The sequence below is a fragment of the Bradyrhizobium sp. A5 genome, assembly GCF_042076515.1.
Classification (GTDB): domain Bacteria; phylum Pseudomonadota; class Alphaproteobacteria; order Rhizobiales; family Xanthobacteraceae; genus Bradyrhizobium; species Bradyrhizobium cosmicum.
The window spans coordinates 6,435,741-6,447,941 of record NZ_CP148990.1 but is presented as its reverse complement, the minus strand read 5'-3'; the positions used below and the strand labels follow the sequence as shown (position 1 = coordinate 6,447,941).

General features: G+C 64.1%; 12 protein-coding genes and 1 pseudogene. 9 read left to right on the top strand and 4 right to left on the bottom strand.

Features of this window, described 5'->3' with window-relative positions; translation table 11 throughout:
• Positions 1-2: 2 nt before the first annotated feature.
• The gene (locus WHZ77_RS30515) at positions 3-971 is read right to left on the bottom strand and encodes a helix-turn-helix domain-containing protein (protein ID WP_375311322.1); all 969 of its coding nucleotides are present in this window, start codon (positions 969-971) and stop codon (positions 3-5) included.
• A gap of 378 nt (positions 972-1,349) precedes the next feature.
• On the opposite strand from WHZ77_RS30515, the gene WHZ77_RS30510 reads away from it, so the two are divergent.
• The gene (locus WHZ77_RS30510; protein WP_375311321.1) at positions 1,350-4,598 is read left to right on the top strand and encodes an autotransporter domain-containing protein; all 3,249 of its coding nucleotides are present in this window, start codon (positions 1,350-1,352) and stop codon (positions 4,596-4,598) included.
• 6 nt (positions 4,599-4,604) lie between these two features.
• Here the strand turns inward: WHZ77_RS30510 and WHZ77_RS30505 are convergent, their stop codons facing one another.
• Both WHZ77_RS30505 and WHZ77_RS30500 read right to left on the bottom strand, forming a co-directional pair.
• On the bottom strand, positions 4,605-4,826 hold the full coding sequence (locus WHZ77_RS30505; protein WP_151644710.1) for a dodecin: 222 nt from the start codon (positions 4,824-4,826) through the stop codon (positions 4,605-4,607).
• A 189-nt stretch (positions 4,827-5,015) separates the two neighbouring features.
• Positions 5,016-6,266, bottom strand: coding sequence for a glycosyltransferase family 87 protein (locus tag WHZ77_RS30500; protein WP_375311320.1), 1,251 nt, complete (start codon positions 6,264-6,266; stop codon positions 5,016-5,018).
• A gap of 303 nt (positions 6,267-6,569) precedes the next feature.
• Here WHZ77_RS30500 and WHZ77_RS30495 point away from each other — a divergent pair, with 303 nt between their 5' ends.
• The 8 genes and pseudogenes from WHZ77_RS30495 (at position 6,570) to WHZ77_RS30460 (ending at position 11,776) form a co-directional block, all read left to right on the top strand.
• Entirely contained in the window at positions 6,570-7,571 is a 1,002-nt protein-coding gene (locus tag WHZ77_RS30495; protein ID WP_375311319.1) for a family 16 glycosylhydrolase, read from the top strand.
• Between the two features lie 463 nt (positions 7,572-8,034).
• Positions 8,035-8,367 (top strand): annotated as a pseudogene (gene fdxA, locus WHZ77_RS30490) (ferredoxin FdxA); the annotation flags it as partial.
• An 80-nt stretch (positions 8,368-8,447) separates the two neighbouring features.
• A complete protein-coding gene (locus WHZ77_RS30485; protein WP_151647710.1) occupies positions 8,448-8,702 on the top strand; it encodes a DUF2249 domain-containing protein in 255 nt (84 codons plus the stop codon).
• A 64-nt stretch (positions 8,703-8,766) separates the two neighbouring features.
• Entirely contained in the window at positions 8,767-10,116 is a 1,350-nt protein-coding gene (locus WHZ77_RS30480) for a hypothetical protein (RefSeq protein ID WP_375311318.1), read from the top strand.
• Positions 10,117-10,141: 25 nt separating this feature from the next.
• Complete coding sequence (locus tag WHZ77_RS30475) at positions 10,142-10,669, top strand: DUF2249 domain-containing protein (protein WP_375311317.1); 528 nt, start codon at positions 10,142-10,144, stop codon at positions 10,667-10,669.
• Entirely contained in the window at positions 10,666-10,983 is a 318-nt protein-coding gene (locus WHZ77_RS30470; protein ID WP_375311316.1) for a metal-sulfur cluster assembly factor, read from the top strand. The genes WHZ77_RS30475 and WHZ77_RS30470 overlap by 4 nt, the downstream gene beginning before the upstream one ends.
• Positions 10,980-11,216, top strand: coding sequence for a hypothetical protein (locus WHZ77_RS30465; protein ID WP_375311315.1), 237 nt, complete (start codon positions 10,980-10,982; stop codon positions 11,214-11,216). The genes WHZ77_RS30470 and WHZ77_RS30465 overlap by 4 nt, the downstream gene beginning before the upstream one ends.
• 131 nt (positions 11,217-11,347) lie before the next feature.
• Entirely contained in the window at positions 11,348-11,776 is a 429-nt protein-coding gene (locus WHZ77_RS30460) for an RrF2 family transcriptional regulator (protein WP_375311314.1), read from the top strand.
• Positions 11,777-11,800: 24 nt separating this feature from the next.
• On the opposite strand, the gene WHZ77_RS30455 is transcribed toward WHZ77_RS30460, so the two are convergent.
• The gene (locus tag WHZ77_RS30455) at positions 11,801-12,037 is read right to left on the bottom strand and encodes a hypothetical protein (RefSeq protein ID WP_375311313.1); all 237 of its coding nucleotides are present in this window, start codon (positions 12,035-12,037) and stop codon (positions 11,801-11,803) included.
• Positions 12,038-12,201 lie beyond the last annotated feature (164 nt).

Here is a 12,201-nt window from a genome sequence, read left to right as displayed (position 1 = left end):
CGTTATCGCGGTTGCGACGTGCGGCGGCGGGCCAGCTGATGCAGCACGGTGTCGACGGCCGGGACCGCGCCGGTTTCGCGGAGCCAATTGTCGGCCAGCTCGCGGAGCTCGCCCGGTGTCAGCCCGAACTTGCGGCGGAATGCGCGGATGAAGGTCGAGTCGCTGCTGAAGCGCATGCCGATGGCGAGGTCGATCAGCCGCATGTCGCGTGCTGACGGAGCAATCAGCTCGCGGAAAGCAAGATTGAGCCGCTGCTCGCGCACGTAATGCGCAAGCCCGCCATCGGCCTCGAACAGCCGGTAGAGGGTCGCGCGCGAGATCCGGAAGTGACGGCACAGCTCGTCTGCAGTGAGCGCGTCGGTCTGAAGATTGTCCGCGATGCGGCGCTTGATCATCGCAAGATAAAGATGCCGCTCAGCTCGCTCGACGCCCGCCAAGATGTCGGCCGTCCCGCCGGCGGCTGCGGCCACGAGGTCGGCGATCGCCTCGACCGTCGCCTCGACGTTGCCGGTCTCGGGACTCGGTGGCAGGCCAAGCGCAGCAAAATGGCTGGCGATCAGGCGGGCATGCGGGTGGTCCGACGGCAGCAAGGTTGCCGTGGCCGAGTCTGGATGCGCGAGCCGCGGCGCCAGCATGGCGCGTTGCAGGATGATCGCGATCAGGCGAGTGCGGCCGCCGGCAGCGCGCAGCACTGTCCGGTTCGGTTGGGCCATGTCGAGCAGGCAGATGTCGCCGGGCCGCGCAGTCACGTCGCGACGACCGGAGCTGAACCGCATCTCGCCGGCGACGCAGAGGGTGATGTGATAGTGATCGAGGCCGCCGCGGGCGATGTGCGCGGGGGTTCGGTCGTATTCCAGGTCGGTGACGGCGGTCTCGACCAGTAAAGCGTTGCCGGCCATCATAGTGGTCGTGGTGGTGTGGAAATCGCCTGCCGCGGTGTGAGGGATGACATCGCAGATGTCGGCCGTCATGACTTGTAACTGCGCAAGCGCACGCGCCCCGCGTTCGGGGTCGTCCGCCACCATGCTTTCGCTCAACGCCGTCCCGTCCACATCACCCCACGATGCAGCCGCACCGCTTCAACCCGACGTTTCAGAACCGGCGGTGCACTAGCATCTTCCCGGGATGTAATCGTTTGGAAATCGGTGCGCAAGCGAGTTCGCGCGACGGGATGCAGCGGACTTCGCGCGAACGCAGCGCCGATGTGCCGTGCGCGCATCAGTGTTCGCCGAAATCAGGGGCTGAGACAGCGGGCACATCGCGCAGCTGGCCGGTCTGCTAACGAGCATCTCGAAATCCTGGCCTTACCGCGCGAACGCTTGCGGCAAGGTTCGCGTCCGAGGCACTTCATGACAATCAGATTGCGTCCGCCGCTCGTCCCCTTGATTGGACGGACGAAGTCCCGGCTTGCCGCCCGGCGGCGGGAGGTCCTCGCCGGCATCGCCGTCACGGCAATGACGCTCGGCCTGCCCGGCGCGGCGCGCGCTGCAACGCTGGTGGTGACCTCCACGGCCGACAGCGGCGCCGGCAGCCTGCGGGGGGCCATCGCCAGCGCCACGAGCGGCGACACCATCCTGTTTCAGGTCAGCGGTACCATCACGCTCCTGAGTGAGCTGCCGGTCATCACCAAGAACATCACCATCGACGGCAACGGCAACAACCCGACCATCAGTGGCGCCGGTACCTACCGGCCGTTCTTCATCGGCGATGCCGGCACCACCGGCGCGACCTACTCGGTAACACTGAAGAGCCTGACCATCGCCAACGCGGTGGCGCAGGGCGGAGCCGGTTTGGGCTCCGGTGCCGGCGCCGGACTCGGCGGCGCGGTCTTCGTTTCCAGCAACGGCGCATTGACCTTGTCGAACGTCGCCGTCTCGAACACGCAGGCCAAGGGCGGCAGCGTCGTGGACAATGCCGGAAATATGGGCGGCGGTGGCGGCATGGCCGGCACGTCCTATCCTGCCACTCCTGCCGGGGGCGGGGGACTGTTCGTCGGCTCGGACGCTCCGATCCTGAGCGGCGGTGGACCCAATGGCGGTGCATCTCAAAATGTCGCCAGTGGTCCGGCAACCGGGGGAGCCGGGGGGTTTGCAAGCGGTGGAGGGGGAGCCACCTCGGATGGAGGACCCGTCGCGGGTGGCGCGGGTGGATTTGGTGGAGGCGGTGGCAGCGCCAATGCGGGCGGAGTCACCACCGGCGGCTCAGGCGGCTATGGCGGCGGCGGCGGCACGGCATATGGCTCGTCCACCTCGACCGGCGGTGATGGTGGTTTCGGCGGTGGGGGTGGTGGCGCGAAGACCACGGCCGGAAGCGGAGGATTCGGGGCCGGCAACGGCGCCAGGGGAACGCTCAACTACAACTCCGGTGGTGGTGGTCTCGGCGCCGGCGGCGCGATCTTCGTGCAGAGCGGCGGAACGGTGACGGTTCAGGGCGATCTGTCCCAGACGAATGGCAGCGTCTCGGGCGGCACCGGCTACAATGGTGGGACCAATGGCTCCGCCTTCGGATCCGGCATCTTCTTCCAGGGCACCAGCGGCACGAGCACCGTGCTCGGCTTCCGCTCTGGCAACCAGTCCATCGCCAACGGCATCGCCGACTACACCGGCTCCGGCGGAAGCAATCCCGGCGGCGGCACCAACGCCGCCGACCAGGGCGGCAGTGTCGCGATCACCAAAAGCACTGGCGGCACGCTGACGCTCTCCGGCGCCAATACCTATAGCGGCGGCACAATCGTTTCCGGCGGAACCTTGCTTCTCTCCGGCGCGGGCACGCTCGGCGCTGCGACCGGAACGACGACGGTGTCCGGCGGCACGCTCGATCTCGGAGGTACGACGCAGGTCCAGGCAACAGTGAACCTCGCCGGCGGCGCGATCCGGAACGGTAGCCTCGACGCGCCGATCACGTCGAGCGGCGGTGTCGTCAACGGCATCGGCGGCACCGCGAGCCTGACGACGACGGGCGGGACCACGGTCGTGATTGGGAGCAATACCTATAGCGGCGGTACGACTGTCAACGGCGGCGTGTTGATGGGCGATGGCTCGCTCGGCGCAACGTCCGTCAATGCCAGCGGCACGTTTGCACCGGGTAACGGCACGCCCGGCAGCGCGATGGCTGTGAACGGCAGCCTCGCCTTTCAGTCGGGCGCGATCTATCTCGTCCAGCTCGATCCGTCGACGGCGTCCTATGCGAGTGTCACCGGCGCAGCGCAGCTCGGCGGCGCGACGGTGATGGCGAATTTCGCCGCCGGTAGTTACGTTGCGAAGCGGTACATGATTCTGACCGCGAGCGGCGGCGTCAGCGGCACCTTCAATACGACCATCGTCAACACCAGCCTGCCGTCCAATTTCCACAGTAGCCTGAGCTACGACGCCAATGACGTCTATCTCGACCTGACCTTGAATTTCGAGATTCTGTCCGGCCTCAACGGCAACCAGCAGCGCGTCGGCGACGCGCTGACCAATGTCTTCAACGCCAATGGCGGCATCGCCGCGGTCTACGCCACGCTGACGGCGGGCGGGCTGACGCAGGCCTCCGGCGAGTCGGCAACAGGTTCGCAGCAGATGACGTTCAACGCGATGAACCAGTTCATGGGACTGCTCACCGATCCCGCCGCGCAGCGTGACGGCGGGCCGGGTTCGGCCGGTGGCGCTGCCGGATTCGTCGAGGAGGATCAGGCCAGCGCCTACGCCGTACGCAAACGCGCCGACGCATTCGCGATGATGACAAAAGCCCGGCCGCAGACCTTTGCGCAACGCTGGAGCGTGTGGGCCGCGGGCTTCGGCGGGTCGCAGTCGACCGACGGCAACGCGGTGGTCGGCTCGAATGGAGCGACCAGCCGCATCGCCGGCACCGTGATCGGAGCCGACTATCTGTTCTCACCGCACACGTTGCTCGGCTTCGCGCTTGCCGGTGGCGGCACCGGCTTCGGCGTGAACGGCCTCGGGTCGGGCCGCTCCGACCTGTTCCAGGCCGCCGCCTATCTGCGACACACGAGCGGGCCGGCTTATCTGTCGGCGGCGCTGGCCTATGGCTGGCAGGACATCACGACCGATCGCACTGTGACGATTGCAGGCGCCGATCGCCTGCGCGCCGAGTTCGACGTCAATGCGTATTCCGGCCGTCTCGAGGGCGGCTATCGCCATGTCGGGCCATGGATCGGCGGGATCGGCGTCACGCCCTACGGCGCGGTGCAGTTCACGACGCTGGATCTGCCCGCCTATGCCGAGCAGGCCGTTGCCGGATCCGCCGCCTTCGCCTTGCGCTTCGCCGCCAGGAACGTCACGGACACCCGCGGCGAGCTTGGCTTGCGTACCGATAAATCCTTCGCCATGCAGGCTGGCGTGCTGACACTGCGCGGCCGCCTTGCGTGGGCGCATGATTTCAATCCGGACCGTTCGATTGCAGTGACCTTCCAAGCGTTGCCTGGCGCAAGCTTCGTCGTCAACGGCGCCGCGCAGGCCCGCTATTCCGGGCTCACCACGGCTTCCGTGGACATGAGCTGGCTGAACGGCTGGTCCGCGGCGGCGACGTTTGAGGGTGAATTTTCGGACGTCACCCGCAGCTACGCAGGCAAGGGCAGCGTTCGCTACGCCTGGTGAGCCGCCTCACGCATCCAGTGTGAAGCCGACGCGCAGCGTCACCTGGTAGTGACGGACCGTGCCGTTCTCGATGTGGCCACGCGTCTGCGTCACCTCGAACCATTTCATTTCGCGAATGGTTTTGGCGGCGCGGCTGATCGCGTTCTTGATCGCATCATCGATCGATGTGTCGGACGATCCAACGAGTTCCAGGATCTTGTAGACATGGTCTTTCTCGGCTGCGGGCATGTTCAGTCCTCCCTTGGCTCCGCTGCGACAGGCAGGACATCGTGCCTGCCGTGGAACGCCGACGCAGCGGGATCAATCTGAACGAGCGCCGGCGGTTTGGGTTCCATGATGCGGCTAACCCGCAGGCGCCGGCCGCGATGGGCGCTCACGCCCGGCGGCGTGACCGGATGTTGCGGAGGACCGGACGGGCTATTCCGGCAGGCGCGCCGGAGCGACGGCGGCCAGGCGTGTCGCGGTAACCGGCTGCGCGTTGCGCCAAAGCATTCGCAGCAGCATCGCAAGCAGTGCGATGAGGGCGATGCCGGCGATAGCGGGCTTGAAGCGCTCGTCGAGGCCGGCCGCAAGGCCGATCGATTGCAGCAGGCCGTAAGCGCCGGCCAGCATCACGAGCCCGTACATGATGCTGCGTTCACCAGGGCTGGTCACTTTGGGCAGATCGGGAAGGAGCAGCGCCAGGCCGATTCCCACGATGGGCAGATCGTAGTCATAAGCATAGGGGCTGATCATCACCGAGACGGTCGCCGCGACGCCGAGCGTGAAGGACGGAGGCATCCCACGGGCGATGCAAGTCACGACCGCAACGAGTGCCAGTCCGGCGACGGTGACCTGCCCCCAGAACGCGGCGCTGGCGGGGACGCCGGCATTGAATAGCGCCGCGTAGGCCGAGATCATTCGAAACAGGGGATACAAGCCCTGTTCCAGAAAGCCCGCCGACTCCCTGATCGCGCCCTGCCACGCGATCCAGATATGCGACCCGAAAGCCACGGTGCAGAGCAGGGAGCTCACGAGCACGACAATGGCGGCCGTGACGATCGTTGCCCAGCGGCGGGTCGCCAGCAGATACACACCGACCGCAATGGCGAGGTGCGGCTTGACGACCATGGCGCCGAGCGCGAGGCCTGCGAAAACCTTGCGTTTCTGCAGGTTGATGCAGACGAGCCCGATCAGCGCACCCGTGAGAAAGCCGTTTTGTCCGCAGCCGATCGTGGTCGCCATGGCTGGAAACAGCACGACGAGGGCCTGTGCGAAGTGCTCTCGCGCAATCGCGCGCAGCGTCATCAGATAGGCGGTGAGCGTCGCGGCGGTGAACACGAAATAGGCCGCCCAGGTGGGCAGGAATGCGAAGGGGGCCAGCAACAGGTCGAACTGTGGCGGGTAGGTCCACGGCATGAAACCGGTCGCGCCGCCTGACATCCCCGCCTGCATCTTCATGAACGCCGCGAATCGATAGGTCAGGTCGAGATCACCGAGCCAGACCCGCTGTGCGACGAGGTGAAAGGCAGCGAAATCGGGCACCTCGTGGCCGTGCCAGAAGCCCCACCTGAAGAACCAGTAGGTCTTGAAGCCCACGATGGCCGCAAGCGTCGCGAGAAGGCAGCGCACATACGTCGCTCGCCTTCCTGGCGAGGACTGAATTTGCTCCAGCGTCTTCGCGAGCACGCGTTCACTACCTCTGGCGACAGGGCGGCATCGCCGCCGATCCGCGCGCGAGATTGCCGCCTTAGTCTTAAGGGACGGTAACGAACCGGAAAGGATTTTGGCGGCTACCCGACATGCGCCGGCGGCGAGTCGGAAGCCAGCCACGCTGCGCGGTTGTGCCGGGAAGACACGATCTCCGGCAGATTCCCGTGCGATATCGAAATGTCCCTCCGAATTCGCCGGATCGCGTCGCGCAGCCCGCTTGTCCGCGGAGACGCGGAGGGGCTAGCTTGAATATCCTTCCTGCAGCTTCGAAGTGCGGTGATGAACGATCGTTGGGCGAAGGGTATTTTGATCACGATCGGTCTGTTGGCCGTGGCAGCACCCGTTGCCGCGCAGGACGATCTTCATGCCGCGCCCGGCATGATGTCGCTGCAAGTGACGACCGATCCTTCCATGATCGAATGTCGCAAGCTGGAGACGGTCAATCCCGACGCGCTCACGTTCCTGCCGCTGCGCCGGACGTTCAACGACGATTTCGACGATCATCCGCTCGCGAACGGACGCTGGGTGCCGCACTACGCCGGCGGCGCAGTCTGGCCGGAAGCGCGCTATTGGGGCGGCGACGGCTCCGACTTCAAGCGCAAGACCAGCGCCAATGGCGAGCAGCAGATCTATGTCGATCCGCGCTACGCCGGCCGCGCCGCGACGCCACTGGGGCTCGATCCGTTCAGGGTGAGGGACGGCGTGCTCTCGATCGTCGCCAGCCGCACGCCGCCGGAATTGAAGCCGGTGCTGTTCAACAACGAGTACGTCTCGGGAATCCTCACGACCCAGGGTACGTTCGCGCAGAAGCACGGCTATTTCGAAATCCGTGCCAAGGTACCGGTCGGCCACGCGGTATGGCCGGCGTTCTGGATGCTGGCGGACGATGGCGGCTGGCCTCCGGAGGTGGACGTGCTGGAAGGCCGCGGCGAGCGGCCGGGCGATCTCGTGATGACGACGCATTGGAGGATTCCGTCGACCCAGAAGATCCAGTCCTGCGGCTTCGACTTCGCGGTCGGCGACGCCTCGCACGCATTCCACAATTACGGTGTGCTGTGGGAGGAGGATCGTCTGGTCTATTTCATCGACCGCAGGCCGGTCTCCGACATCAAGGTGCCGATCGGCTTCGATGATCCCATGTACATGATCGTCAATCTCGCGATCGGCTCAAAGTTCTTTCCCGGCGTCGGTGCCGTCGATGCGCAATCGCCGCCGACGGTCGCATTCGAGATCGACCGGATTTCCGCCTATCAGATCGATAGGGAGCAGGCCCAGAGATAGGGACGGCTGACGAACTCTCTCGGCGGCGGCGCGCAAAGCGATCAAAGCGTAAGTGTGCTGGGACCCAATTAGCCGTCATATTAACCGAAAAAGCTCAATGATTTCGGTAGCCGCGGGAGCCCCTGCTGCCGGACGCCCGCCGGAATCCGGTTAAGGCCGTCGAGTTCGGATGTTGGGCCGGAGCAACTCTGCGCCGATTCAGACTGGTGCTGGATCGCAAGTCAAATTCAGCGCCACCGTGGTGAGAGACGCTTCGTTGCCCGCGAAATTGTGCGCCCAAGCGCATGACCCTCGGCCGAACTGATGTCGATTCGGTACGCCCAGCGCACCTTCGTTTGGCCAGTCCGACATTCGAAAAGATATATTATTCATATTGTTTTTAGACCTGAAGCGCTTATAAAGATGTACTTGAAATAGATCTTATTGCGCTGGTCATAGCAGAAGCGCGGCGGAAGGCAGGCCGATGACTCACGTCGTCACCGATAACTGCATCAAATGCAAGTACATGGACTGCGTCGAGGTATGCCCCGTCGATTGCTTCTATGTCGGCGAGAACATGCTCGTCATTCACCCCGATGAGTGCATTGATTGCGGCGTCTGCGTACCGGAGTGCCCGGCCGAAGCGATCTTTCCGGACAGCGATGTTCCGCCGAACTCACATTGGCTCGGTCTCAACCAAAAGCTTTCGGGTCTTTGGCCGAACATCGTCAAGAAGGGCGAACCGCCACATGACGCCGATGCCTGGAACGGCGTTCCCAACAAGTTTGCCGACCATTTTAGCCCGAAGCCGGATGAGCGCCTTGAGCTTCGATCTGTCGCCGAGGTCGCCGGCGGTGATCAATCAGACGTTGGTGCGACCAAAGGAGAAGACTAGGAATGTCCAGTGCAAACGCAAACGCTTCAATCATCGATGTACGCGAGCTTCCGCCAGCGCAGCGCCACCAGAAGATCTTCCAGCTCGTCAACGAACTCGCCGTGGGCCGATCGTTCACTCTCGTGAACGATCATGACCCGAAGCCGCTCTACTACCAATTGGAAGCGGAGTATCCGAAGCAATTCTCCTGGACCTATGTCGAGAGCGGTCCCGCCGTATGGCGCGTCGAGATCGGAAAACTCGCCAAGGCGGCCTGAAGGGCGCCGCGCGCACGGGGGCGAGACCATATCGCCTCGCTCCCGCGCAATTTCGAGGAAAGTCATGTTCGGCGCATCGCTGTCCAGATGGACGATGAGCTATTTTGCGGCCGCACTCTGTGCGCTGCTCGGCGCCGAGGTGCTGATGGCTGCTGGCGTCGGCTTTCCGAGCCAGCCGCTAGCTGCGCCACTGACCCTCGTTCTCGTTCACCTCGTTGCGATCGGCTGGCTCAGCCTCCTGTTGTCAGGAGCGCTCATTCAGTTCGTCCCGGTCCTCGTCGCCAAGCCGCTGGCCCATCCCGAATTGCCCGTCGTTGCGCTTGCGCTTCTGCTGGCCGGCCTCGGCAGTCTGCTTTTCGGATTTCTCGGTATGGCCGGGCTTTCCGTTGGCTCGATGCCCTGGTTGCCGCTCGGCGCCATCGGTCTCGCAGGCGGCTTCGCGCTCAATCTATGGAACCTCGGCCGCACCCTCTGGTCGGCGCGCCCTATCGGTCTGGCCGCCCGCTTCGTGGCGGTGGGTCTCGTGAGCCTCATAGGTGTCGTCACGCTGGGAACGATCTTCTCGCTAACGCTCAGTGGGTGGACGACCAATGCGGCCTTCTTGCGCCTCACGTCGGAGGGCATACCGCTTCACGCCGCACTGGGGCTTGGCGGCTGGCTCACCTTCACCGCCATGGGCGTGAGCTATCGGCTCCTCGCAATGTTCATGCTCGCGCCCGAGGCCGAACACCGAAGCAGCCGTATCGCACTTCTGGCCGGCACCGTGGCCATTCTGGTGATTCTGATCGGCGGTCCTGTCTGTATCCTGATCTTCGACCAAGGGGTGATCCACCCGCTGCTTGCAGCGTTCGCGCTCGCGCTCGTCAGCCTTGCTCTCTACGGGCAGGACATCGTGAGGCTCTATCGGACCCGCAAGCGACCGAAGATCGAGCTCAATGCGCGCGTGTTCGCCTGGGCGCTGGGTAGTCTCGGACTCGCCGTTTTGCTGTTAGTGGCCGCGTCGGCACGGGGGCCGACCGATCGCCAAATTGGAGGGGTGGTGTTTCTCTTCGTGTTCGGTTGGCTTACCGGGCTCGGCCTCGCGAAGCTCTATAAAATCGTGGCCTTTCTAACCTGGCTCGAATGTTACGGCAGGCTGTTGGGTAAACGTCCGACGCCGCGAGTGCAGGACCTCGTCGATGAATCGCGCGCCATGCCCTGGTTCTGGCTCTATTTCACAGGTGTCGGAGTCGCATCGCTGGCGGTGTTCTTAGGCGCGCCAATGGTGTTCCGGGGCGCGGCGTTCGCCATGCTCATCGCCACGGCGAGAATATGCTTTGAACTCGTTCTGACCCGCAATTTGACCGCGGTGCCGGCGGCGATGTTGCCTGACGGCTATCGCGCCTGGCCGCGGCTGCATCTGCCAATTCTGTAACGCCCGCGAAATGGAGGAATGACAAATGACACAAGCTTCCTACGAACTCGACGTTCGGCCGATTCTGCGCTCCGGCGGAGAGCCCTTCTCGGCCATCATGCAGGCCATCGATGGCCTGAGCACCGGACAAGCGCTCCGGTTGCTGGCGACGTTCGAGCCGGCGCCGCTCTACACGGTGCTGGGCAAGAAAGGATTCGACCATGCCGCACGAGAGATCGGTGGCGGCGATTGGGAGGTGCTGTTCACACCGCAAGCTCAAGCTGGAAGCGCTCAGCCGGCACCGGACGGCACTGCGACTTCAGGATGGCCCGAGCCCGTGCGTCAGCTTGACAATCGCGATCTCGATCCACCGGAGCCGATGGTGCGCACGCTTGCAGCCGTCGAAGAGTTGCAGCCGGGCGACGTATTGTGCGCTCTTCTGTGCCGCGAGCCGGTATTCCTGTTGCCGGAACTCCACAAGCGAGGATTCGAATGGCTGGGTGGCTTCGAGGCGGATCGGACGACGTACAAGCTCCTGATACGCAAGGGCGTCCAAAGGGAGGTGGCCGAATGACTGGCGCTGGCGATCTGGTTGAGCAAGTGCGCACGGCCCTTCGGGGGGTGATCGATCCCGAGATCGGCTTCAATATCGTCGATCTCGGGCTCGTCTACGATATTGCCGTCGCGGAGGACGGTGTGGCCCGGATCTCCATGACTACGACGACGAGGGGCTGCCCCGCGACCGGCTATCTCCGGGACGGCGCCGGTGAAGCAGCGCAGTCGATCGCCGGGGTTCAATGGGCCGATGTCCAGCTCACCTATGATCCACCATGGGCCCCGGACATGATGAGCCAGGCGGCGAAGGACTACTTGGGGGGTGGCCGATGACACGGGCCTCCCTCGGTCCCGGTCTCGACTACGCGGCGCTGACCCCGCTCATCTCGCCGCACGAGCAGATCAACTTGCTCTTGCTCGATGCCCTGCAGAAGCTTGCCGACGCCGGCGAGGTTGACTCAGCCTGCCGAGTTGCCGGCAAAGCCTGTGTCATCCTCCGCCGAACCGCGCCAAAGGATGAGAGGCGCTTCAACGCCTTGCTGCACCGCCTCGCGCGAAAGCTGTGATAGATCTCGTGGAGGTGGCCGGATCGCAGGCCGTCTAGAACTGGAAATGGAAGCGCTGCAGTTTGCAAAACATCGAGGCTATGTATACCTTTAGTCCTCTCCGGCCGCCGATTAGTCAATTTGGGATCCGCATGCGACTGACGAACTTTACCGACTACGCGCTCAGGCTTCTGATGTACGCGGCGGCCCATGACGATCGCCTGATCACCATCGAGGAAGTGTCCGAGGTCTACAAGATCTCGCGCGCGCACCTCATGAAGATCACGAACACCCTGACGCGGGCAGGTTTTTTGAAGGCCGTGCGGGGACGCTCCGGCGGTCTGACGCTGGCAAAGCCGCCGCGCAAGATAGGCTTGGGCAACGTCGTCCGCGCCACCGAACCCGATTTCGCACTGGTTGAATGCTTTGCCACGGGCAACCAATGCATCATCACACGAAGTTGTCGCCTGCGCGGCATCTTCCACGAGGGGCTTGATGCGTTCAATGCGGTGCTTGACAAGTACACGCTCGCCGACCTGATGCTTAGGCCCAAGGACTTTGGTGTCCGACCCGCAGCATGACCGGTAGCCGCTCCGACGCGCCTGTCAGGCGGCAAGCCTGGCGGGCAATGCTTCTTGCTCGGCGGCAGCTCGCCTCGCTGCCACCGCCATCCAATCGCGCAGAAGTCCCTTGTCCTCTTTCGAAAACGATGCCCGGCGTTTGACATCATCCAGTGTTTCGCCGGGGTGACATCGCTCAAAATCCTCGCGAATAAGCGACTCGAGAAGGGTCCTTTCCGCCTCGTTCGCCGGATTTACATGGTGATGGGAATTGCTCAACATTTCCGTTTCTCCATTGACGGGTCTTCACTCTAGTCACCGCAAGCATCGAAATGATCCATGCGGAGCATTCGCCAGTTCCGGCCGCAGCGATGATTTCCTGCCTCTCCGCGCGCGAGAGCCGGCCGTTGCGGGGGCCAACTCGGCTTACCACCCGCCATGAATAG